At 61.9% G+C, this 19,166-nt stretch carries 20 protein-coding genes; 4 read left to right on the top strand and 16 right to left on the bottom strand.

All coding sequences use genetic code 11. The annotated features are described in order from the left end of the window. Nucleotides 1–175: 175 nt before the first annotated feature. The 3 genes from JQF37_RS19360 to JQF37_RS19350 form a co-directional block, all read right to left on the bottom strand. Nucleotides 176–769: a YceI family protein gene (locus JQF37_RS19360; RefSeq protein WP_130206607.1), complete on the bottom strand. Its 594-nt coding sequence runs from the start codon at nucleotides 767–769 to the stop codon at nucleotides 176–178. Between the two features lie 32 nt (nucleotides 770–801). Next, nucleotides 802–1,353 carry a cytochrome b gene (locus JQF37_RS19355; protein ID WP_130206609.1) on the bottom strand — a complete coding sequence of 184 codons (552 nt, stop codon included), beginning with the start codon at nucleotides 1,351–1,353 and terminating at the stop codon, nucleotides 802–804. Between the two features lie 490 nt (nucleotides 1,354–1,843). Further along, nucleotides 1,844–3,622 carry a flavin monoamine oxidase family protein gene (locus JQF37_RS19350; protein WP_130206611.1) on the bottom strand — a complete coding sequence of 593 codons (1,779 nt, stop codon included), beginning with the start codon at nucleotides 3,620–3,622 and terminating at the stop codon, nucleotides 1,844–1,846. A gap of 222 nt (nucleotides 3,623–3,844) precedes the next feature. Between JQF37_RS19350 and JQF37_RS19345 the strand changes: the two genes are divergently transcribed. Together JQF37_RS19345 and JQF37_RS19340 are read left to right on the top strand one after the other, a co-directional pair. Continuing rightward, nucleotides 3,845–5,251, top strand: a complete 1,407-nt coding sequence (locus JQF37_RS19345; RefSeq protein ID WP_130206613.1) for an adenosylmethionine--8-amino-7-oxononanoate transaminase — start codon at nucleotides 3,845–3,847, stop codon at nucleotides 5,249–5,251. An 82-nt stretch (nucleotides 5,252–5,333) separates the two neighbouring features. Then, entirely contained in the window at nucleotides 5,334–6,053 is a 720-nt protein-coding gene (locus tag JQF37_RS19340) for a 16S rRNA (uracil(1498)-N(3))-methyltransferase (protein WP_130206615.1), read from the top strand. Between the two features lie 102 nt (nucleotides 6,054–6,155). Here the strand turns inward: JQF37_RS19340 and JQF37_RS19335 are convergent, their stop codons facing one another. From JQF37_RS19335 to JQF37_RS19325, 3 genes are read right to left on the bottom strand one after another with little or no spacing between them, the layout of a single operon-like run. Beyond that, entirely contained in the window at nucleotides 6,156–7,058 is a 903-nt protein-coding gene (locus tag JQF37_RS19335) for a transporter substrate-binding domain-containing protein (RefSeq protein ID WP_130206617.1), read from the bottom strand. A gap of 32 nt (nucleotides 7,059–7,090) precedes the next feature. Beyond that, nucleotides 7,091–7,444 carry a RidA family protein gene (locus JQF37_RS19330; protein WP_103402780.1) on the bottom strand — a complete coding sequence of 118 codons (354 nt, stop codon included), beginning with the start codon at nucleotides 7,442–7,444 and terminating at the stop codon, nucleotides 7,091–7,093. 27 nt (nucleotides 7,445–7,471) lie between these two features. Continuing rightward, nucleotides 7,472–8,713: a D-amino acid dehydrogenase gene (locus JQF37_RS19325; protein ID WP_130206619.1), complete on the bottom strand. Its 1,242-nt coding sequence runs from the start codon at nucleotides 8,711–8,713 to the stop codon at nucleotides 7,472–7,474. A gap of 109 nt (nucleotides 8,714–8,822) precedes the next feature. On the opposite strand from JQF37_RS19325, the gene JQF37_RS19320 reads away from it, so the two are divergent. Beyond that, nucleotides 8,823–9,746: a LysR substrate-binding domain-containing protein gene (locus JQF37_RS19320; protein ID WP_130206621.1), complete on the top strand. Its 924-nt coding sequence runs from the start codon at nucleotides 8,823–8,825 to the stop codon at nucleotides 9,744–9,746. Nucleotides 9,747–9,752: 6 nt separating this feature from the next. On the opposite strand, the gene JQF37_RS19315 is transcribed toward JQF37_RS19320, so the two are convergent. After that, nucleotides 9,753–10,370 (bottom strand): hemolysin III family protein, encoded by a 618-nt coding sequence (locus tag JQF37_RS19315; RefSeq protein WP_047534461.1) that lies wholly within the window; start codon nucleotides 10,368–10,370, stop codon nucleotides 9,753–9,755. 230 nt (nucleotides 10,371–10,600) lie between these two features. Here JQF37_RS19315 and JQF37_RS19310 point away from each other — a divergent pair, with 230 nt between their 5' ends. After that, complete coding sequence (locus JQF37_RS19310; RefSeq protein ID WP_130206623.1) at nucleotides 10,601–11,515, top strand: LysR substrate-binding domain-containing protein; 915 nt, start codon at nucleotides 10,601–10,603, stop codon at nucleotides 11,513–11,515. A gap of 110 nt (nucleotides 11,516–11,625) precedes the next feature. Here the strand turns inward: JQF37_RS19310 and madM are convergent, their stop codons facing one another. From madM to mdcA, 9 genes are all read right to left on the bottom strand, one after another. After that, nucleotides 11,626–12,390 (bottom strand): malonate transporter subunit MadM, encoded by a 765-nt coding sequence (gene madM / locus JQF37_RS19305; protein WP_130206625.1) that lies wholly within the window; start codon nucleotides 12,388–12,390, stop codon nucleotides 11,626–11,628. Nucleotide 12,391: 1 nt separating this feature from the next. Further along, nucleotides 12,392–12,808: a malonate transporter subunit MadL gene (madL, locus tag JQF37_RS19300; RefSeq protein WP_130206627.1), complete on the bottom strand. Its 417-nt coding sequence runs from the start codon at nucleotides 12,806–12,808 to the stop codon at nucleotides 12,392–12,394. A 64-nt stretch (nucleotides 12,809–12,872) separates the two neighbouring features. Further along, the gene (gene mdcH, locus JQF37_RS19295; protein ID WP_130206629.1) at nucleotides 12,873–13,784 is read right to left on the bottom strand and encodes a malonate decarboxylase subunit epsilon; all 912 of its coding nucleotides are present in this window, start codon (nucleotides 13,782–13,784) and stop codon (nucleotides 12,873–12,875) included. Further along, nucleotides 13,781–14,401 carry a malonate decarboxylase holo-ACP synthase gene (locus JQF37_RS19290; protein WP_130206631.1) on the bottom strand — a complete coding sequence of 207 codons (621 nt, stop codon included), beginning with the start codon at nucleotides 14,399–14,401 and terminating at the stop codon, nucleotides 13,781–13,783. The genes mdcH and JQF37_RS19290 overlap by 4 nt, the downstream gene beginning before the upstream one ends. Beyond that, nucleotides 14,395–15,198: a biotin-independent malonate decarboxylase subunit gamma gene (gene mdcE, locus JQF37_RS19285; protein WP_130206633.1), complete on the bottom strand. Its 804-nt coding sequence runs from the start codon at nucleotides 15,196–15,198 to the stop codon at nucleotides 14,395–14,397. The genes JQF37_RS19290 and mdcE overlap by 7 nt, the downstream gene beginning before the upstream one ends. Beyond that, nucleotides 15,195–16,046 (bottom strand): biotin-independent malonate decarboxylase subunit beta, encoded by an 852-nt coding sequence (locus tag JQF37_RS19280; protein ID WP_130206635.1) that lies wholly within the window; start codon nucleotides 16,044–16,046, stop codon nucleotides 15,195–15,197. Before JQF37_RS19280 ends, mdcE begins: the two co-directional genes overlap by 4 nt. Beyond that, nucleotides 16,039–16,338 (bottom strand): malonate decarboxylase subunit delta, encoded by a 300-nt coding sequence (locus tag JQF37_RS19275; protein ID WP_130206637.1) that lies wholly within the window; start codon nucleotides 16,336–16,338, stop codon nucleotides 16,039–16,041. Before JQF37_RS19275 ends, JQF37_RS19280 begins: the two co-directional genes overlap by 8 nt. Continuing rightward, nucleotides 16,338–17,213 carry a triphosphoribosyl-dephospho-CoA synthase gene (locus JQF37_RS19270; RefSeq protein WP_130206639.1) on the bottom strand — a complete coding sequence of 292 codons (876 nt, stop codon included), beginning with the start codon at nucleotides 17,211–17,213 and terminating at the stop codon, nucleotides 16,338–16,340. Before JQF37_RS19270 ends, JQF37_RS19275 begins: the two co-directional genes overlap by 1 nt. Next, nucleotides 17,213–18,883 (bottom strand): malonate decarboxylase subunit alpha, encoded by a 1,671-nt coding sequence (gene mdcA, locus JQF37_RS19265; RefSeq protein ID WP_130206641.1) that lies wholly within the window; start codon nucleotides 18,881–18,883, stop codon nucleotides 17,213–17,215. The genes JQF37_RS19270 and mdcA overlap by 1 nt, the downstream gene beginning before the upstream one ends. Nucleotides 18,884–19,166 lie beyond the last annotated feature (283 nt).

Raw genomic sequence — 19,166 nt, 5'->3', positions numbered from 1 at the left:
GTGGGAGCGGGCTTGCCCGCGATGGTCGTGAACGATAACGCGTTAAACCAGATGCCCAGCGGCGCCTATGGGTTTTTCGCGAGCAGGCTCGCTCCCACAATGGATGTGTGCCCGGCAATAAAAAACGCCCGTGCTCTGAAAAGCAGCGGGCGTTTTTTGTGTCAGGGGCGAAAAATTATTTCGCTTTGACGCCTTCAAACGTGATGTACAGATCGACAGCGTCGGACTGTGGACCCAGGTCCATCATCTTGCCGAAATCAGAACGCTTGATGCTGGTAGTGCCTTCGAAGCCAGCACGGTAGCCGCCCCATGGATCCTTGCCTTCACCCAGGAAAGTGGCCTTGACCACGACTGGCTTGGTCACGCCGTGGAGGGTCAAATCACCGGTCACGTCGGCAGTGTCTTTGCCAGCGGCGTTTTTGCCGGTGGATTTGACGCTGGTGGACACGAAGGTAGCTGTAGCGAATTTATCCACTTCCAGGAAGTCTTTGCTGGAGATGTGCTTGTCGCGCTCAGCGTTGTTGGTGAAAACGCTCGCGGTGTGCACGTTGAACTCGATCTTGCTGTCTTCAGGCTTGGCCGCGTCGAAGCTGAACTTGCCGTCGATGTCCTTGAAGGTACCGGTGATGTAGCTGTAGCCCAGGTGGCTGATCTTGAAGTTGACGAAGGCGTGCTGGCCTTGTTTATCGACAACGTAGTCAGCTGCCATGACGTTGGCGGACAGCAGGGCGGAACCGATTGCCAGAGCGGCGAGAGTCTTTTTCAACATGCTTGGTTTTCCTTGGGAGTCGAGGTTGAACTTCAGGCTTTGCGACCCAGCATTCGCTTGAGGGTCACATCACGGTCGATAAAGTGGTGTTTCAAAGCTGCCAACGCATGGAGGCCGGAAAAAATGACCAGCGCCCACGCCAGGTAGAGGTGAATCGCACCGGCGTTATCTGCCTGGTCCGGTAGTCCGGAAACCAGCGCAGGCACTTCAAACCAGTCAAACACCGGAATCCCGACACCTTCTGCGGTGGAAATCAGGTAACCGGCAATCATCACGGCAAACAGGCAAAGATACAGAAAGGCATGGCCCAACTTGGCACCCAGACGCGTCATGGGGCTGTAGCTGCTCAACGTCGGCGGTGGCGGGCTGATGAAACGCCACAACACGCGCAACACCATGAACGCCAGCAACATCAGCCCGATGCTCTTGTGAATATCGGGGCCGGCTTTACGCCAGGGGTCGTAGTAACCCAGATCGACCATCCACAGACCCAGGGCGAACAAACCGAACACCGCCAGCGCTACCCCCCAGTGCAGGAAGATGCTGACCCAGCCATAGCGAGAAGTGGAGTTACGTAGCTGCATTGCCTAGATCCCTGTAAGTGCTGGCCCAAGACTATCGAGTTATCTATCGATTTAAAGCGGAAAATTTTGCTTTGAAATATCGAGAAATACGATCAAGAGTGTGAAATCGCTGAGTTAAGGAAAGATTAAAGGTCAAATTGTCAGAAAAAGTGAATACAAAACTGTGAACACCTGTACTGAAAGATTTATTCGATTTCTGCTCATGGTTTTTTTTCGGGCAAAAATGGGGGCCTTGAGGCCTGACGCGGACCAGACAAACGTGACCTGTGGAGAGGGGTGATCACTCCCGTTGTGATCGCACGTCTGCCCCATTTTCCGGGCGGCTTCGCGTCTGCCGAGAGCAAAGGCACTTTTTGTTGGAGCCTTGGCCGGAGCACGCAACTTGCGAGGGGATCGTGTGGGGCAGGAAGGCGAGCGGTCAGGCTTTCCTGGGCTCGCCATGGCAAAAAAAAGCGCGACCCATGGGCCGCGCTTTTTTTACACCTGAAGGTTATTGAGCCTTCGCCTCCGTTGCCGGAGCCGGGGTGGCTGCCGGTTTGGCCGCCGGCTTCTTAGCCGGTTCAGTTTTCTTGGCAGGTGCCTTGGCCGGGGCTTTTTTCGCCTCGGTCTTGGCTGCCGGCTTCTTCGCCGGAGCCTTCTTGGCCGGCTCGGCTTTCACCGGCGTTGCAGGCTTCGCCGCTTCGACCGGGGCTGGCGCAGCGGCCGGCGCAGGTGCAGGAGCAGGAGCAGGAGCCGGCGCTGGTGGCGCGACAGGCTCAGGGGCCTTGACCGGTGCCGGTTTCTTCTCGTCATCCGAGCCACCAAACAGATTGGTGAAGAAGTTGCCTTTCTTCGCCGCCACCGCGCCGGCACCTGCTGCCGCAGCCGCCACCGGAAGCGCTTTCTCCGGCTCAAACGACTTGCCCGCCGCCAGGTCTTCTACCTGACTGGCCGCACGCTGACCGGTGCGCAATGCGCCTTCCAGGGTGCCCGGGTACAAGGTGTCGGTGTGTTCGCCGGCAAAAGCTACACGCTGGATCGGACGTTCCCACAGGCGCCAGAACTTGCTGATCTGGCCCGGGCCGAAGGCCAGATAAGCGCCGCCCATCGAGGGGTCGGTGCTGTAGCGACGGATTTCATAACCGGTGAACGAGCCACGCGCCTGTGGATAAAAAGCATGCAGGCGAATCAGCACCTGATCGACCATTTGCTTGTCGCCGAACGCCTGCATCACCCGGGCGTTGTCGCCGGACAGGTTGATCACCACGTTGGCACCGCCCTTCAACGCAGGCTCGACCCACAACATGCCCAGACCGGTGTTGCTGTAGATCTCGCCGGACATGCGCGCCTTGCTTTCCCACACCGGCGTCTTGAACTTGAGCATGATCTGGTCGCGCCAACCGTAGTTGGTGCCTTTGATTGCTGCCTGATGCTGGGCGTCCAGCGCCGGGGTCATCTGAATCTTGTTCAGGGCGCGCAACGGCACGGCCAGTACGACGTAGTCAGCTTGGTAGCCGACACTGCCGACCTTGACGGTGACGCCGTCCTTGTCCTGGGTGATGGCCGAGACCGGGGAGTTGGTCTTGATGGTTTTCAGCTGCTTGACCAAGGCCTGGGCCAGCACCGGGCTGCCCCCGACCAGACGCGAAGCGCGCAGGTCACGGTCCGACACGCCACGGTAAACACGGCTCTGCTGCGCGTAGTACAGCAGCGACAGGCGCGAAGGTTCGTCGTAGCGAGTACGAATTTGCTGGTTGATCAACTGGCGCGCGGTGGACGGCAGGTTTTGCTTGTCGAGCCAGCTGGACACGTTGATCTGATCCAGGGCGTGCAACGTGTTGGTGGCGGCCGGGTTCTGCGGGTCGTCGATCGAACGCGCCAGGTCGTCCACGGTCTTTTCGTAGCGTTTAAGTGCGTCGGCGGTGGCCGGCTCCTTGGTCGCCAGGTCGGCAGCGCTGTAATACACGCCGTCGATCAGATAGCCCGGGGTACGCACGAACTCAGGCGCTGGCGTGGTGCTCAGCTTGAAGGTCGAGACGTACTTGTTCAAAACCGGCTGGGTCTTGTCGTTGCCGATCCACTCGCTGGTGGCCATGCCGGAGCGCCCGCCCAGGCTCGGTTTGGCTTCCAGCAGCGTGACCTGCCAGCCCTTGTTCTGCAGCTCGTAAGCCGCCGTGAGGCCCGAAACCCCACCGCCGATCACGATTGCGGTTTTATCCTTGGCCAGCGCAGACACGCTGAACAGCCCCAACATCACCAGCGCACAGGCGCGCAGCCAACCGACAGACATTCAGCGAACTCCGGAAATACACGAAAAATAGCGGTTTTTGCGAGCCAGTCGGCTCAAGAACCGCGAAGGATACGTCAGCCGCCAGACGCCTGCCAGCAGCGTCTGATCGCCCTATACAAAGTAGCTCAATCGACACAATGGGTTGTCCCCACGCGACGCATTGCATAGGCTTGCGCGATTGTAGGTCCGCGCTTGTCACGGACCGCCTCGAGGAGAGTGAAAATGGGCCTGAATAAACAGTGGATGGAACGCGATCTCGCGGTGTTGTGGCATCCCTGCACCCAGATGAAAGATCACGAACAACTGCCACTGATCCCGATCAAGCGCGGCGAAGGCGTCTGGCTGGAAGACTTCGAAGGCAAGCGCTACCTCGATGCCGTCAGCTCCTGGTGGGTCAATGTGTTCGGCCATGCCAACCCGCGCATCAACCAGCGCATCAAGGATCAGGTCGATCAACTCGAACACGTGATCCTCGCCGGTTTCAGCCATCAGCCCGTGATCGAGTTGTCCGAGCGCCTGGTGAAGATGACACCGGAAGGCCTGACGCGGTGCTTCTACGCCGATAACGGGTCGTCCTGCATCGAAGTGGCGCTGAAAATGAGCTTTCACTACTGGCTCAACCGCGGTCAGCCGAACAAGAAGCGCTTCGTGACCCTGACCAACAGCTACCACGGCGAAACCATGGCGGCGATGTCGGTGGGCGACGTGCCGCTGTTCACCGAAACCTACAAAGCCCTGCTGCTCGACACCATCAAGGTGCCAAGCCCGGATTGCTACCTGCGCCCCGAAGGCATGAGCTGGGAAGAACACTCGCGAACCATGTTCGCCGCCATGGAACAGACCCTGGCCGAGAACCACGACACGGTCGCGGCAGTGATTGTCGAGCCGCTGATCCAGGGTGCCGGCGGCATGCGCATGTACCACCCGGTGTACCTCAAGTTGCTGCGCGAAGCCTGCGACCGCTATGGCGTGCACCTGATCCACGACGAAATCGCCGTCGGCTTCGGCCGCACCGGCACCATGTTCGCCTGTGAACAGGCCGGCATCCGTCCGGATTTCCTCTGCCTGTCCAAGGCCCTGACCGGTGGTTACCTGCCGCTGGCGGCGTGCCTGACTACCGACGATGTCTACAGCGCCTTCTACGACGACTACCCTACCCTGCGCGCCTTCCTGCACTCGCACAGCTACACCGGCAACCCGCTGGCCTGTGCGGCGGCGCTGGCAACGCTGGATATCTTCGAAGAAGACAACGTCATCGAGAACAACAAGGCCCTGGCGCGGCGCATGGCCTCCTCCACGGCGCACCTGGTGGATCACCCTAACGTCAGCGAAGTGCGCCAGACCGGCATGGTCCTGGCCATCGAAATGGTCAAGGACAAGGCCAGCAAAGAGGCCTATCCATGGCAGGAGCGCCGTGGCCTGAAGGTGTTCCAGCATGCGCTGGAGCGCGGTGCTTTACTTCGACCTCTGGGCAGCGTGGTGTATTTCCTGCCGCCGTATGTGATCACGCCGGAGCAGATCGACTTTCTGGCCGAAGTGGCCAGCGAAGGCATCGACATCGCGACTCGCGACAGCGTCAGTGTTTCGGTGCCGAAGGACTTCCATCCGGGGTTCCGTGATCCGGGCTGACCGTCACTGCACGACCCTGTGGCGTGGGAGCAAGCGCCCTCGCCACAAAAGCGACTCCGATCGAATTTAGTAGAGAACCCCAATGAGACTGTCCCGTTTCTTTATCGACGCCCCCCTGAGTACCGGCGAACACGAATTGCCCGAAGCCCAGGCCCATTACATCAGCCGCGTGTTGCGCATGGCCGAGGGCGATCTGCTGCAACTGTTCGATGGCTCGGGCCAGGAATTCCGCGCCACCCTGGTGGAGGTCGGCAAGAAACGGGTTGTGGTGCAGATCGACGAGCAATTCGCCGGCCAGGTCGAGTCGCCACTGCAGATCCATCTCGGTCAGGGCCTGTCCCGTGGCGAGCGCATGGACTGGGCGATCCAGAAAGCCACTGAACTGGGTGTCAGCGAAATCACCCCGATCTTCAGCGAACGCTGCGAAGTGCGGCTCAAGGACGAACGCGCCGACAAACGCCTGCTGCACTGGCGCCAGGTCGCGATCAGCGCCTGCGAGCAATGCGGGCGCTCACGGGTGCCGGTGATTCATCCGCCGGTGCTGTTGGCCGATTGGTTGAAGCAGACTCAGGCTGAATTGAAGCTGGTGCTGCACCCGGTGGCCGAACCACTGGTCAGTCATGCCAAGCCTGCGACGTTGGCCTTTCTGATCGGTCCGGAAGGCGGGTTGTCGGATGCGGAAGTGGATCAGGCCAAGGCCGCTGGTTTTCATGCGGCCCGGCTGGGGCCTCGGGTATTGCGTACAGAGACTGCGCCGGTTGTGGCTCTGTCCGTAGCCCAGCAGCTTTGGGGCGATTTCTAGGCCCCTATCGCGAGCAGGCTCCCACCTTTCAAATGCGTTCCACTGTGGGAGCGAGCCTGCTCGCGATGGTCGTGACGCGGTCTACGGCAACAGCACAGATAACTATTGCACCGGATCGCTCACCGGCTTGGCAATGATCGCCTTGAGTTCGCTGGTCATCGGAAACTCAAGGTTCAAACCCTTCGGCGGGATCGGCTGTTCGAACCAGCGCTGGTAGATGCCGTTGATTTCTCCCGAACTGTACAGATCCCCCAGTGCGCCGTTGACCAGCGCCAGGAACTGCGGGTCGTCCTTGCGCACCATGCAGCTGTAGATTTCCCGCGATTGCTCCTCTCCCACCACCACCCACTTGTGTGGATCATGGGCCTTGGCGCGCTCGCCGTAGAGCAGCGCATCGTCCATGTAGAAAGCGGCGGCACGACCCGATTGCAGCATCTGAAAGGCTTCGCCGTGATCCTTGGCGCTGATCACGAACATGTCGATCTTGTGGTCGACGTTGTAGCTCTTCAGGAAGCGCTCGTTGGTAGTACCGGCAGTCGTCACCACGTTCTTGCCATGCAAGTCGGCGAAGCTTTTGATACCGCTGTCCCTGGCGGTCAGCAATTGGCCTTTTACATAGATGAAGCCATAGGAAAACGCCACTTGCTTCTGCCGCTCGGCGGTCACGCCCGTGGAGCCACACTCCAGGTCCACGGTACCGTTCTGCACCAGAGGAATGCGTGTTTGCGAGGTCACCAGGTTGTACTTCACCTTCAGGTCCGGCAACGCCAATTGCTGCTGGATTCGCTCGACAATCTTGCCCGCCAGATCCACCGAATAGCCCATCGGTTTGCCGGTTTGATCACCCACGTATGAGAACGGCACCGACGCATCGCGATAGCCCAGGGTAATGCTCCTGGCATTGGCGATCTTGCTCAGGGTGCCGGTCAGTGGGGCCTCGTTGGCCTGGACCGGACTCGTGAGCAACAGTCCGAGGGTGCAGCCGAGCAACGTGATTTTTTGCATTGTTATTCTCCGTTGTGGGTGTTGGATGAGGGTCATTTCAAACGAGCGGCGATGACAGTGATTTCCACCAGCACCTGCGGTCTCGCCAACTCGGCCTGCACGGTCGTGCGGCTCGGGGCCTGCCCTGGCGATAGCCAGTTCGACCAGACCTCATTCATGGCGGCAAAATCGTCGGTGATATTTTTCAAGTAAATGGTCGCGCTGAGCATTTGATCCTTGTGGCTGCCGGCTTCGGCCAGCAACGCATCAATCCTGGCCAGCACTTCGCGGGTCTGACCGCCCACGTCCGAGGCTTCACCCGGCACTTGGCCAGAGAGAAATACCAGATCGCCAAACGTCACGGCGCCAGACAACCTCGGGTTGCTGTGGAGTCGGGTAATGGTCATTGCAGTGTCCTCTTGGCAAATAAAAGATCAGGCAGCCCGGTGGTTGAAACCGTGCATATCGATGGAGGGCCGGCGCTGGCCGATCAGTTCACTGAGCAACCGCCCACTGCCACAGGCCAGGGTGAAACCCAACGCGCCATGACCGATGTTGAGCCACAGGTTGCGATAGGCCGTGGCGCCCAGCAACGGCACGCCGCTCGGCGTGGCCGGGCGCATCCCGGCCCATTCGGTGGCCGCGTCATAGGCCCCGGCATTGGGGAAGGTGTCACGGGCCTGACGCTTGATCAACGCCAGTCGTTTGGGGTCTATAGCAGGATCAAAGCCAACGATGTCGACCATCGCGGCCACCCGCAACTGCTCGCCGATCCGTGCGTATACGATCTTGCGGTCGTAGTCGGTGATGCTCACATCCGGGGCCTGGTGTTCGGGGCCGATGGGCACCGTCAGGCTGTAGCCCTTGAGCGGGTACAACGGCAATTGCAGACCGGGCAATGTCAACAGCGGACTGCGGTGGCCGGCGGCGATCACCAATTGATCGACCGGCAACACTTGCTCGCCCAGATCGATGGCGCTGACGCTGCCGTTGGCGTGGCGAATGCCGGTCACCGCTTGCCCCAGGCGTAACTCGCAACGCCCGGACGCTTGCAACCGTGCAGCCAGTTGCCGGCAGAAAGCATGGCAATCGCCCACTTCTTCGTCCGGCGTATAAATCGCACCGACAAAGGGTGCATCGGCCAGGGCCGGCTCAAGTTGAGCGCACTCGGCCGCCGACAGCACCTGTTGCTGCTGAGGGTCGGCCAGCCGCTGGCATGCATGCTCGAAGCTGGCGCGCTCCCGGAAGGTCACCAGTTTGCCGTTGCGCCGCCATTGGAAGCCTGCGAGCCCATCGTCTTCGCGCCATGCCTTCAATGTGCCTTGACTGAACAGCGCCAGCCGCAGCAAGTGTGCGGCGTTCTCACGGTTGACCGAGCGGCGGCAAGCGCCGAGAAAGGACGCCATCCAGCGCCACTGCGCAGCGTCGAACCGCGGGCGCAGCTTCAAGGGTGAGTCGCCGCGCAGCATCCAGCCGATGGCTTGCAACGGCACGCCGGCGTCAGCCAAAGGTGCGACGTAGCGATAGGAGAGTTGTCCACCATTGGCGAAACTGGTTTCGCTGCCCAACGCGTCCCGCGCCTCGATGACGGTTACCTCAAAGCCGTCGCGCACCAGCGCATAGGCCGTTGCCAGGCCAATCACGCCGCCGCCGATGATGCACACACGCTGAGCCATGTCCGTCCTTAAAACCGTTGTGATGACGAAGCCGAGGTTAGGGCCAGGTGACAGGCGGCGAACAATGAATAAAGATGCTTAACCCATAAACAAAGGTTATGGACTCGCCATGCGCCTCCGTCACATCGAGATTTTCCAGGCCATCCGCCAAACCGGATCGATCAGCGCCGCCGCGCAATTGCTGCACGTCTCGCAACCGGCGGTGACCAAGGTGCTGCAGCACGCCGAGCAGCAGTTGGGGTTCCCGTTGTTCTTGCGGGTTCGCGGCAAGTTGCAAGCGACGCCCGAAGCGCTGGAGCTGGAGCGCGAGGTCGACAAGGTCAGCGAAAGTTTGCAAGGCGTGCGGCGCCTGGCCCAGAGCCTGCGTCGCGAACCGGGCCACAGCCTGCGGATCGGCGCCACTCCGGCGCTGGCCCTGTCGTTGTTGCCGCCGGCCATTCACGAGTGGACCGCACGCTACCCGGACATCGCCTGCGAACTGTCCAGCGCCCATAGCCGTGAGCTGGTGCAGAACCTGCTGATGCGTGAAGTGGATGTCGCCCTGACGCTTCAAAGACCGGATCATCCGGGGCTCAAGGCCCAAGCCTTGGCGGGCGGTGTATTGGTGGTGCTGGCACCGGCGGGTTACTGGCCATCGGCGCAGGCCGGCATGCCATTGTCATTGATGGCCCTGGCCGATGCGCCGCTGATTGGCTTGTCCAGTGCCGACCCGCTGGCCGCCCGGCTCGACAGCTACCTCGAAGCGGTCGAACCGCCGCCCCGGGTGCGCATCGCGGTGCAGACCTATTCGCTGGCCCGGGCGATGGTGGAGTCCGGTGCCGGGCTGGCGGTGATCGATCCGTTCACGGCCCTGGGCGCCTCCCCCGTCAAAACGACTATTCGCCCTCTCGCGCCACCGCTGCCCATCACCCTTTACGCGGTGACCCGCGCCACGGAACCGCCGCCCCACACTTTGAGCGACCTGTTGCAGGTGTTCAGTCGACAGGCCCAGGCACAACTCGATCGCATTGCTGGTCTTGCGCCGGATCTGTAGGAGCGGTCACAGGACATAAAAGAAAATCGCCACGAAGTGCAGCAGGCTCCCGGCAATCACGAACAGATGCCAGATCCCGTGGGCATGGCGCAGACGATGATCGAGGGCAAAAAAGATAATGCCCACGGTGTACAACACCCCGCCCGAGGCCAACCACGCAAACCCGGCGCCACCCAGCGCCGCCAGTAATGGCTTGACCGCCACCAGCACGATCCAGCCCATCACCGCGTAAATCACGATCGACAGAATCCGCGCTTCCGAGCGCGGCTTGATCTCCTGCAAAATGCCGATCAGCGCCAGCCCCCAGACAATCCCGAACAACGTCCAGCCCCAGGGCCCGCGCAAGGTCACCAGGCAAAACGGCGTATAGCTGCCGGCGATCAACAGGTAGATCGAAAAGTGATCGACCTTCTGCATGATCACTTTCTTGCGCCCGCGCACGCTGTGGTACACGGTCGACGCGCTGTACAGCACCAGCAAGGTGAAGGCGTAGATCGCCATGCTGACAATCTTCCACGGACTGCCGTCCAGACTGGCGACGACGATCAGCCAGACACCCCCGACAAACGCCGCTACCGCCCCGATCAGATGCGTCCAGGCATTGAGTCTTTCCCCGTGATACATGTATTGCTCACCTCGAGATTTCGTTACCGCCGTGCGCAAGGCTCAGGCTTCAAGCGTAAAAGCGCAATGCTTCAAAACACAAATCTCTTTGTAGCCAGCGTGCTGGCGACAGGACCCCAAACTCTACGTTGATCTTCATGACGCCATCGCTGGCAAGCCAGCGCCCACAAAGGTCTGCGTAACCCAATGTAAATAGGCACAATCGGATCATTCCAAAAAGAGTCCGCGCCATGCTGATTGACGAAGAGTTGACCCTGAAAAAACTCGAGGTGTTCCTGGCCTTCATGCGCACCGGCAATCTGGCCCGGGCCGCGGCCGAGTTACAGACCAGCAACGTCAGCGTGCACCGGGCGATCCACTCTCTGGAAAGCGCCTTGCGCTGCCCGTTGTTCAAACACGAAGGCCGCAACCTGACCCCGCTGGAAAGCGCCTACGTGCTGGAAGAACGGGCGCAGAAGCTGATTCAGGACGTGCTCGAGAGCGTACGCCTGACCCGCGAGGCCGCCGGATTTTCCGCTGAACGTTTCAAACTGGGCTCGCTGTATTCGCTGACCGTGAAGACCGTGCCGCAGTTGATCATGGGGCTGAAAATCCGCCGCAGCGAACTCAACATCGACCTGATCCTTGGTTCGAATTTCGACCTGCTCTACAAGCTCAAGAACATGGAAGTGGATGCGATCCTGGTGTCCCTGGACGACAGCATCAACGACCCGGATTGCGAGCAGATCCAACTGTTTTCCGACGATATCTTCCTCGCCACGCCGGCCGATTCGAAGTTCGCCCAACGCACCGAAGTCGACCTCGCCGAAGTGCGCGACGAAACCTTCATCACCCTGACCCAGGGCTTCGCCACCCATCAGGACGGCAAGCGGGTATTCGAGCAGGCGGGGTTCGAGCCGAAGGTGGCGATGCAGGTCAACGACATCTTCACCTTGCTGAGCATGGTCAGTTCGGGGGTGGGTTATGCATTGCTGCCGGGCAGGATTGCGGCGGTGTACGAGAACCGGGTGAAGCTGATCCCGTTGCAGGAAAAATACCGGTTGCAGCAGCACATCGGCGTGGTGTTTCTCAAGGCCAAGGAGCGTGACCCGAATCTGCTGGCGCTATTGGCAGAGTGTCGGATGTATGCCAATCGGCAGGGTTGAGACCGAGTTGCCTGCATCGCGGGCAAGCCACGCTCCCACAGGGGAATGCATATCCCTGTGGGAGCCGGCTTGCCGGCGAATGCGTCAGAACAGACGCCGCAGATCCAGACCTAACCGACAATCCCGCGCACAATGAAGAACAACAACGAAGGCCCCAGCAAGCAGCCCAGCCCGGTATGGAAGGTCGCCGTCAACGCACCATAAGGCACCAGGCGCCGATCCGTCGCCGCCAGCCCCGCCGTCACACCGCTGACCGTCCCGGCCAGGCCGCCAAACACCATGGCCGAACGCGGGTTATCCAGGCCCATCCAGCGCGCCGCCATCGGCGTGCCGACCATCACCAGAATCGCCTTGATCAGCCCGGTGGCAATCGACAACGCCACCAGATCGGAACTGGCACCAATCGCTGCCCCGGTCACCGGCCCGACGATGTAGGTCACCGCACCGGCGCCGATGGTGGTCATGCTCACCGCATCGCGATAACCAAATGCCCAGGCGATGCTCGCGCCGACAATGAACGGCAACACCGTGCCCAGCAGGAGCGCAATCACCCCGATCAACCCGGCCTTTTTCGCTTCCGTCGCCTGCACTTCGAACGCCGTGGCGACGATGGCAAAGTCGCGCAACATGGCGCCGCCCATCAGGCCGATGCCGGAGAACAGCGTCAGGTCCGCCAGGCCTTTTTGCCCGCCGGTCATGGTGCCGCCGACCCAGGCCAGGACCAGGCCGATGACGATGGCAATCGCCGAGCCGTGAATGCGCCCGAAAGTCAGGCGTTTGGACACCACCACCGACACCCACATGATCACGCCAACGAACGCGAACGCCGTGACCAGACCGTTATGTTCCAAGCCTTTCTCGATGAGATCCCACATATCAGCGACCTCCTGCCGATGCGCCAACCGGGGTTATTTCCGCCGGTTCGTCGGGCAAGGGTTCGCCTTTGTGAGTCCGGCTGATCAGCGCAATGGTGCAGCCGCAGACCACCACCGAACCGATGGCCGCCAGCACCGCCACCGGGCCGCCGTGCAGCGCCGTGACCACGTTCTGTTGCGCGGCCATCGCCACCACCACCGGAATGTACATCGCGCCCCAGAAACCGACGCCCATCTCGCAGTCCCTGGTCATGCCGCCACGCTTGTGCATCCACAACCGCGCGCAGATCAGCAGGATCATCGCGATCCCGACCCCGCCGACGTTGGATTTGACGCCCAGCAACACGCCCAGCATGTCACCCATGATCACCCCTGCCAGCGTACAGATCGCCAACAGCGCCACACCGTAAATAATCATTATTGTCGTCCTCAAATTGCATCGTCGAATATTGTTTTTGTTGTTCGAAGCCTGAGTCAGTGATCTAGGATTGGCGGCTTCCCTCCTCACGCAACAGCGCCTGCAGGGTATCGAGCCGTGCACCGTCGAAAGCCATCACGGTGCCCTGCTCGAACACCCGGCGCGCCAGCCCGGTCAACACCGCACCGGGCGGCAGTTCGATCTGTAGACGTACGCCGCGCTCATAAGCGCTTTGTACCGTGCCGCGCCAATCCACCACGCGGCACATGTTGAAAGCGAGGTCGTCGCGCAACGCTTCGATGTGGGTCACCATCCGCGCGCGGCTGCCGCTGAGATAACCCAGGACCGGCGTTTTCAGTGGCACCGTGGCGAAGGCTTCGGCCAGGACCTTCGCCGGCGCATCCAGCAGCGGACAGTGCGACGGCACGCTCACCGCCAGACGCTTGGCCAGCCCGGCGCCATTCACTTTCGCCAACTCGGCGACAGCTTTCATCGCCCCATCGCTGCCGGCAATCACCACCTGGTTATCAGCGTTGATGTTGGCCAGGTAAACCGGCGTGTCGTCGCCGTGAACCCGGGCCAGCAAACCTTCTACCGTAGCCAGATCCAGACCGATGATCGCGGTCATGCCGTAGCCCTGAGGATAAGCCTGCTGCATCAACTCACCGCGCAGGCTGACCAGATGCAACGCATCGCTGAAACTCAGGGCACCGGCCACCACCGCTGCCGGGTAGGCGCCGATCGACAATCCGGCGACGTAATCCGCAGCCACTGACAGCTGCCGTGAGGCCGCCACACCCGCGATCAACAGGCACAGCTGAACGGCCCGCGTCGACTGCAAAGCCGCAGCAGAATCCAGCCGCAAGACATCCTCGCCGAGCACGTCGCTGGCCTCGCTCAGGGTTTCCCGAGGCAAGCGCTGAAGCATGCCCGGCTGCTGCGCGCCCTGGCCGGGGAACACCAACAAGCTGCTCACGCTGCCTGCTCCTGCGGATTCCATGGATCGAGCACCAGACAGGCCTGGCTTGCGCTCTTGAGCAGCACGCGATTCGAAGAGCCGGCCCATTCACGCAAGGCGACGGCGCCAAATGGCGTCTGCAATTGCATGTCCACCACGCACATGGCGGTGTCGAGCGTCGCCAGCAACGCTTGAGCACGGGTACGACTCAGCGGCTGCGGCGTGCGCAGGATCAGGTCGAGATCACTGCCCTCGTGCAGGGCTGAAAATCCGCTGGCCAGCTGAAACCCGGCACTGCCGCTGACACCCCAGACCCAACCACAGCTATCGAGCAGGGGCCGCAATTGAGCCAGGGCTTTCACCACCGGCAGATCACGGTCGATCACGACATGGCGCAATGCTTCCGGCGTGACCCGACGGGTGATCGACCGGATCGCCATAGACGCCGCGTAACGCTGCTCACGCAGACGGCCACGCACACCGACCGCGACCTGCCCGGCCGCTGACAAGGCCCGTCGTACCACCACCGGTTGCCCGGCAAGGACAGACTCGATCACCCACGCAGGCGCATCCGCAGGCAACTGCGCCGGGGTCATCCCCCAGAGCAGGTCGTGGGCCAGCAGCGTGCTCACCACTGCGCCCTCAGCAATTGGCGAACCTGGCTTGAGGCCGCGCGATGGGCGGCACCGAGGCGGCCGCTCAGGTCGCGTCCCTTGGCAGCGACATCGCCGATCGCCAACGTCAGGCACTCAGTCACCCGCGCCAGATCGTTCGCCGAGGGTTGTTCGATCTGCTCCACCGATAAGGTTTCCCAGAGCAAACCGAGGCTGGCATAGCTGTCGATGTCATAGGCCATCGGCGGCACGCTGGCGGCCAGGGTTTCCAGTTCTTCGACACTTCGCAGCGTCACCCGCGCCGCCGAAGCCTTGCCCATGGCATGCACCATCACCCCAGGATCACGCAGGGCAATCAGCCGGTTGGCTTGATAACCATGAGCGAGAAACGCCCCGGACATGGCCTTGCCCACCAACAAGCCGATCACGGCGTGGCCGGCCAGGCGGGCACGGGCATAACTGTCGGCGGCACCGGCCAGGGCCTGATGAATACCGAGCGCTTCTTCGCGTCGGCCATAAGCCTGGCTCGGAACGTCGACGATGGCGATCAAGGCACGTTTTTGCGCTTTGTCCTGATCGGCCGCAATGACTTCATCCACCGCCTTGGCCAGGCCCCAGCCTTCGAGCAAGCCGACTTCGCCGTGACGGGCACGGACGAAACGGTTATCCGGGTCGGCCACCACCGCGATAAACCGAACGGCTTGTTCACCTAAAAATCCATCCGCCACCTTCAGCGAAGCCGGCAAACCTTCGACCGCTTTGGCGCCAGCACTCAAGGCGTTGAACCAGTTCAAGCCTCTCAGGGAATACGAACTCATGAGCGCTCTCCTTGATACAGATCGCGAACCATTGAAGGCTCGATTTGCGGCCCGGCGTCCAGACGCGCCAGCCGTTGCAGGAACAGTTCGGCCTGAGTGCTGCGGTGCTGTGCGGGCAAACCCTGCTTGAGCAATGCGCTGACCTGCTGGCGTATCTGAGCCACATCGTCCTCGGCGTAGCGATCCACCAGGCCGGTGGCAAACCGTTGCTCGCCACCAGTCAGGCTCCAGATGAACGGACGATCCCGCGAGTCGTATTCCTCAAGCCCGGCCTCCTGTTCGATCACCTGTGGGCCGTTCAGGCCGAGGCGCGCTTCCTGGGTCACCAGCAAGTAGCTGCACAAGCCCGCGGCAATCGACATGCCGCCGAAGCAGCCCACACTGCCGGCCACCACGCCAATCACGGGTTGGTATTGGCGCAGGTCGACAATCGCCGCATGAACATCGGCAATCGCCGCCAAGCCGAGGTTGGCTTCCTGCAAACGCACGCCACCGGTTTCCAGCAGCAGCACGGCACGGGTCGGGATGCCGTTGCGGTTGTCTTCGGCCGCCAGCTCCAGGGCACCGGCCAGTTTCGCCCCGCCGACTTCACCGAGGCTGCCGCCCTGGAAAGCCCCTTCGATAGCCCCGATCACCACCGGCAAACCGTCGATGCTGCCCTTGGCAATGATCACGCCGTCATCGGCCTGTGGCACCACACCCTGACGTGACAACCAGGGCGACATGACCCGTTGAAACGGATCGAGCAATTCGCGAAAGGTGCCGACATCGAGCAAGGCTTTCGCCCGTTGGCGGGCGCCGAGTTCGACGAAGCTGTGCTTGTGCAGCAGATCTGCGCTGTCAGTCATGGCCGATCTCCTCGAAGCCCTGCTCCAGGCGCAAACGCACCACGCCGGGGGTGGCGCCGAAATCGTGAATGTCGATGTCCATCGCCGGAGGGGTCTGCCCGTCGAACATCCGTGCAAACAGGTGCCGCCAGCGTTGTTCGCTGCCATTGACCGAGGTCTGCACGGTGATGGTCAGCTTGCCGGCCTGACCCGGCTCGATCAGCACTTCCAGATCGCCCGAGCCGACACAGCCCACCAGTGTGCGGCCGCGTGGCGGCTGCCCGGCGGGGAATTCAAAGGATAAGGTTTCCATCAAAAAGCTCCCTGATTAATGCCGTCGCGGGATTCGATGCGGTCGATGAACAGGCAGGCTGCGAGCAGATCGGCAGCACCACCGGGCGAGGCATTCAGCGCGATTAATTGTTGGTCCAGCTCGTGCAAGCGACGGCGACCGGCGAGGCTGGCACTGCCGCCCGCGTCGAGCACCGCCTGGGCGCCACACTGCATGGTGTGCAGGCCTTGTTCGCCCGCGCGGTAGAGCACGCAGGTGTCGGCCAGTCGGGTCATGATCGCCAGCAGTGCATCGAGCCGGGCGTTCTGTTCGCCATGGCCGGCGGCGCGGCTGCGCTTGAGTTGCGGCAGTGCGCGTTGGGTGACGGCCGGGAAGCCCAACTGCGCTTCTTCCCGGGCACCGCGAGCGCCGTAGCGCTGGGCGACCTGGGCACCATGGCTCAAAGGCCTTGGCGCATGGCGGTCGTCGAGCAAGGCCAGGCGTGCGGCGCGCAAAGCGATGGAACCTGCGGCAGTGGATTCAGGCTCCAGCGCGGCAGCCGCGACCAACAGGCCCAACGCCCAGATGGCCCCGCGATGGGTATTCACGCCGTGGGTGGTGGCGAGCATCGCTTGCTCACCTTCTCGGCCGATCAGCCCGATGACCTCACGCAGGGGCAAACCGATCTCGCCGATCTCGATGGCGACTTCAGCCATTTCCTTGAATGCCGGCCACAATGCCAGTGCCGAGGCGTGCATCAGCCCCAGGTGCAAATCGGTATGGGCGCCGCTGCCGCGTCGGTCCACCAGCGCCGGTTTCGGCGACAGGTCCGCTTCGTCGATCAGCGCGTCCACCGCCAGGTCCGCCAGCCGGTCAGCCAGGGTCAGGGTTTTCGCTTGCAGGTTGAATGCGTGCATTACCAGCTCCTGAATTTGGCGGGCGGGTTGTAGAGACCACCGGACCACTCGACCAGATCGGCCACGCTTTTGGCGGCGAGCAATTCGCGGGTGGCGTCGGTGCGGCGGATACCCAGGTCTTCGGGCAAGGCGATCAGCCCTTCACGGCGCATGCGCGCCGTGTCTTTGGGGTTATGACGCAGGCCGATAGCGGTCACCCCGGCGACGGCGGCAATCATCGCCCGGCGCTCTTCCAGCGAGCGCGCCTTGTACAGGTAGGCGATGCCTTCTTCGGTGAGCAGATGGGTGACGTCGTCGCCGTAGATCATGATCGGCGCCAATGGCATGCCGCTTTTCTTCGCCACGTCGATCGCATCGAGGGTTTCGACGAAGGTCGGCTTGCCGCCCTCCTGGAAGGTCTCGACCATCTGCACCACGAGTTTTTTGCCGCGTTCGAGCATCGGTTCAGGCGCGTCGCTGTGGCGCATGTCGAGCCAGGCCGGCGTACCGTGGCGCCGACCACGCGGATCGTGGCCCATGTTCGGCGCCCCACCGAAACCGGCCAGGCGTCCACGGGTCACGGTTGAAGAATGGCCGTCGCCATCGACTTGCAGGGTGGCGCCGATAAACAGGTCCACCGCGTATTGCCCGGCGAGCTGGCTGAACATGCGGTTGGAGCGCATGGAACCGTCACGCCCGGTGAAGAACACGTCAGGCCGGGCGGCGATGTAGTTTTCCATGCCCAGTTCGGTGCCGAAGCAATGCACGCTTTCGACCCAACCGCTTTCAATCGCCGGGATCAGCGTCGGGTGCGGATTGAGTGTCCAGTTGCGGCAGATCTTGCCCTTCAATCCAAGGGATTCGCCGTAGGTCGGCAGGATCAGCTCGATGGCGGCAGTGTTGAAACCGATGCCGTGATTGAGCGACTGAACGTTGTGTTTTTCGTAGATGCCGCGAATCGCCATCATTGCCATCAGCACGTGCACAGGCTTGATGTGCCGGGGGTCGCGGGTGAACAGCGGTTCGATGTAGAACGGCTTGTCGGCCACCACCACGAAGTCGACCCAGGACGCGGGAATGTCGACGCGGGGCAACTCGCTGACGTCGTCCACCAACTGGTTGACCTGGACGATGACGATGCCGTCGCTGAACGCGGCCGGCTCGATCAGGGCCGGGGTGTCTTCGGTACTTGCCCCGGTGTAGATGTTGCCGGCGCGGTCGGCCATGAACCCGGCCGAGAGCACGACATTGGGAATCAGGTCCACCACCAGCCGCGCATAGAGTTCGATGTAGGTGTGGATCGCGCCGATTTCCAGCAGGCCGTCTTCGAGCAACTGGCTGATGCGCAAGCTTTGCGCGCCGGCGAAGGCGAAGTCGAGTTTGCTGGCGATGCCGCGTTCGAACAGGTCCAGATGCTCGGCGCGCCCGACGCTGGGCATGATCATGTGCAAATCATGCAGCTTGCCGGGATCGGCCTTGACCAAGGAGCGAGAGAGAAAATCCGCCTGCTTCTGGTTGTTGCCCTCCAGCACCACACGGTCGCCGGGCAGAATCAACGCCTCCAGCGCCGCCACGATCTTGTCGGTGGGCAACACCACACCGTCGGCAAGACCCCGCACCAGTTCGAGACGCCGCTGCTTTTCGCTGCGCCGCCGCGTCCATCGCGAGTCGGGGGATATTGTTGTTGTCATGACCACTCCACGGGTTCGCTGTCGTGGGGTCACCTTAGGAGCGTTGGGTGGGGGGTATCAATCAAGCAGCGTGGTGGATTGTTACGGTCAGGTTAATGGTCCAGGAGCGTTGCGTTCTCAGGGCTGACGACTTCGCGGGCAAGCCCGCTCCCACAGGTATCGTGGTTGCCAGCGATGTTGGGCAATACACGGACACTGTGGGAGCCGGCTTGCCGGCGATGGGGCCGTCAAAACGTTTCGAGGCGTACTGCGCCGTTGTTGGTCCGGGTGGCGCAGAAAGCGC

Origin of the sequence: Pseudomonas sp. MIL9 (assembly GCF_016887925.1) — a bacterium.
GTDB classification, from domain to species: Bacteria; Pseudomonadota; Gammaproteobacteria; order Pseudomonadales; family Pseudomonadaceae; genus Aquipseudomonas; species Aquipseudomonas mohnii.
Note: the sequence above shows the minus strand (reverse complement) of the source record. Positions and strands in the feature narration are given on the sequence as shown.

Bases quoted from the DNA above. Each gene is read 5' to 3' on its own strand.
- JQF37_RS19360 (WP_130206607.1), bottom strand. From the start codon at position 769: ATGTTGAAAAAGACTCTCGCCGCTCTGGCAATCGGTTCCGCCCTGCTG.
- JQF37_RS19355 (WP_130206609.1), bottom strand. From the start codon at position 1,353: ATGCAGCTACGTAACTCCACTTCTCGCTATGGCTGGGTCAGCATCTTC.
- JQF37_RS19350 (WP_130206611.1), bottom strand. From the start codon at position 3,622: ATGTCTGTCGGTTGGCTGCGCGCCTGTGCGCTGGTGATGTTGGGGCTG.
- JQF37_RS19345 (WP_130206613.1), top strand. From the start codon at position 3,845: ATGGGCCTGAATAAACAGTGGATGGAACGCGATCTCGCGGTGTTGTGG.
- JQF37_RS19340 (WP_130206615.1), top strand. From the start codon at position 5,334: ATGAGACTGTCCCGTTTCTTTATCGACGCCCCCCTGAGTACCGGCGAA.
- JQF37_RS19335 (WP_130206617.1), bottom strand. From the start codon at position 7,058: ATGCAAAAAATCACGTTGCTCGGCTGCACCCTCGGACTGTTGCTCACG.
- JQF37_RS19330 (WP_103402780.1), bottom strand. From the start codon at position 7,444: ATGACCATTACCCGACTCCACAGCAACCCGAGGTTGTCTGGCGCCGTG.
- JQF37_RS19325 (WP_130206619.1), bottom strand. From the start codon at position 8,713: ATGGCTCAGCGTGTGTGCATCATCGGCGGCGGCGTGATTGGCCTGGCA.
- JQF37_RS19320 (WP_130206621.1), top strand. From the start codon at position 8,823: ATGCGCCTCCGTCACATCGAGATTTTCCAGGCCATCCGCCAAACCGGA.
- JQF37_RS19315 (WP_047534461.1), bottom strand. From the start codon at position 10,370: ATGTATCACGGGGAAAGACTCAATGCCTGGACGCATCTGATCGGGGCG.
- JQF37_RS19310 (WP_130206623.1), top strand. From the start codon at position 10,601: ATGCTGATTGACGAAGAGTTGACCCTGAAAAAACTCGAGGTGTTCCTG.
- madM (WP_130206625.1), bottom strand. From the start codon at position 12,390: ATGTGGGATCTCATCGAGAAAGGCTTGGAACATAACGGTCTGGTCACG.
- madL (WP_130206627.1), bottom strand. From the start codon at position 12,808: ATGATTATTTACGGTGTGGCGCTGTTGGCGATCTGTACGCTGGCAGGG.
- mdcE (WP_130206633.1), bottom strand. From the start codon at position 15,198: ATGAGTTCGTATTCCCTGAGAGGCTTGAACTGGTTCAACGCCTTGAGT.
- JQF37_RS19280 (WP_130206635.1), bottom strand. From the start codon at position 16,046: ATGACTGACAGCGCAGATCTGCTGCACAAGCACAGCTTCGTCGAACTC.
- JQF37_RS19275 (WP_130206637.1), bottom strand. From the start codon at position 16,338: ATGGAAACCTTATCCTTTGAATTCCCCGCCGGGCAGCCGCCACGCGGC.
- JQF37_RS19270 (WP_130206639.1), bottom strand. From the start codon at position 17,213: ATGCACGCATTCAACCTGCAAGCGAAAACCCTGACCCTGGCTGACCGG.
- mdcA (WP_130206641.1), bottom strand. From the start codon at position 18,883: ATGACAACAACAATATCCCCCGACTCGCGATGGACGCGGCGGCGCAGC.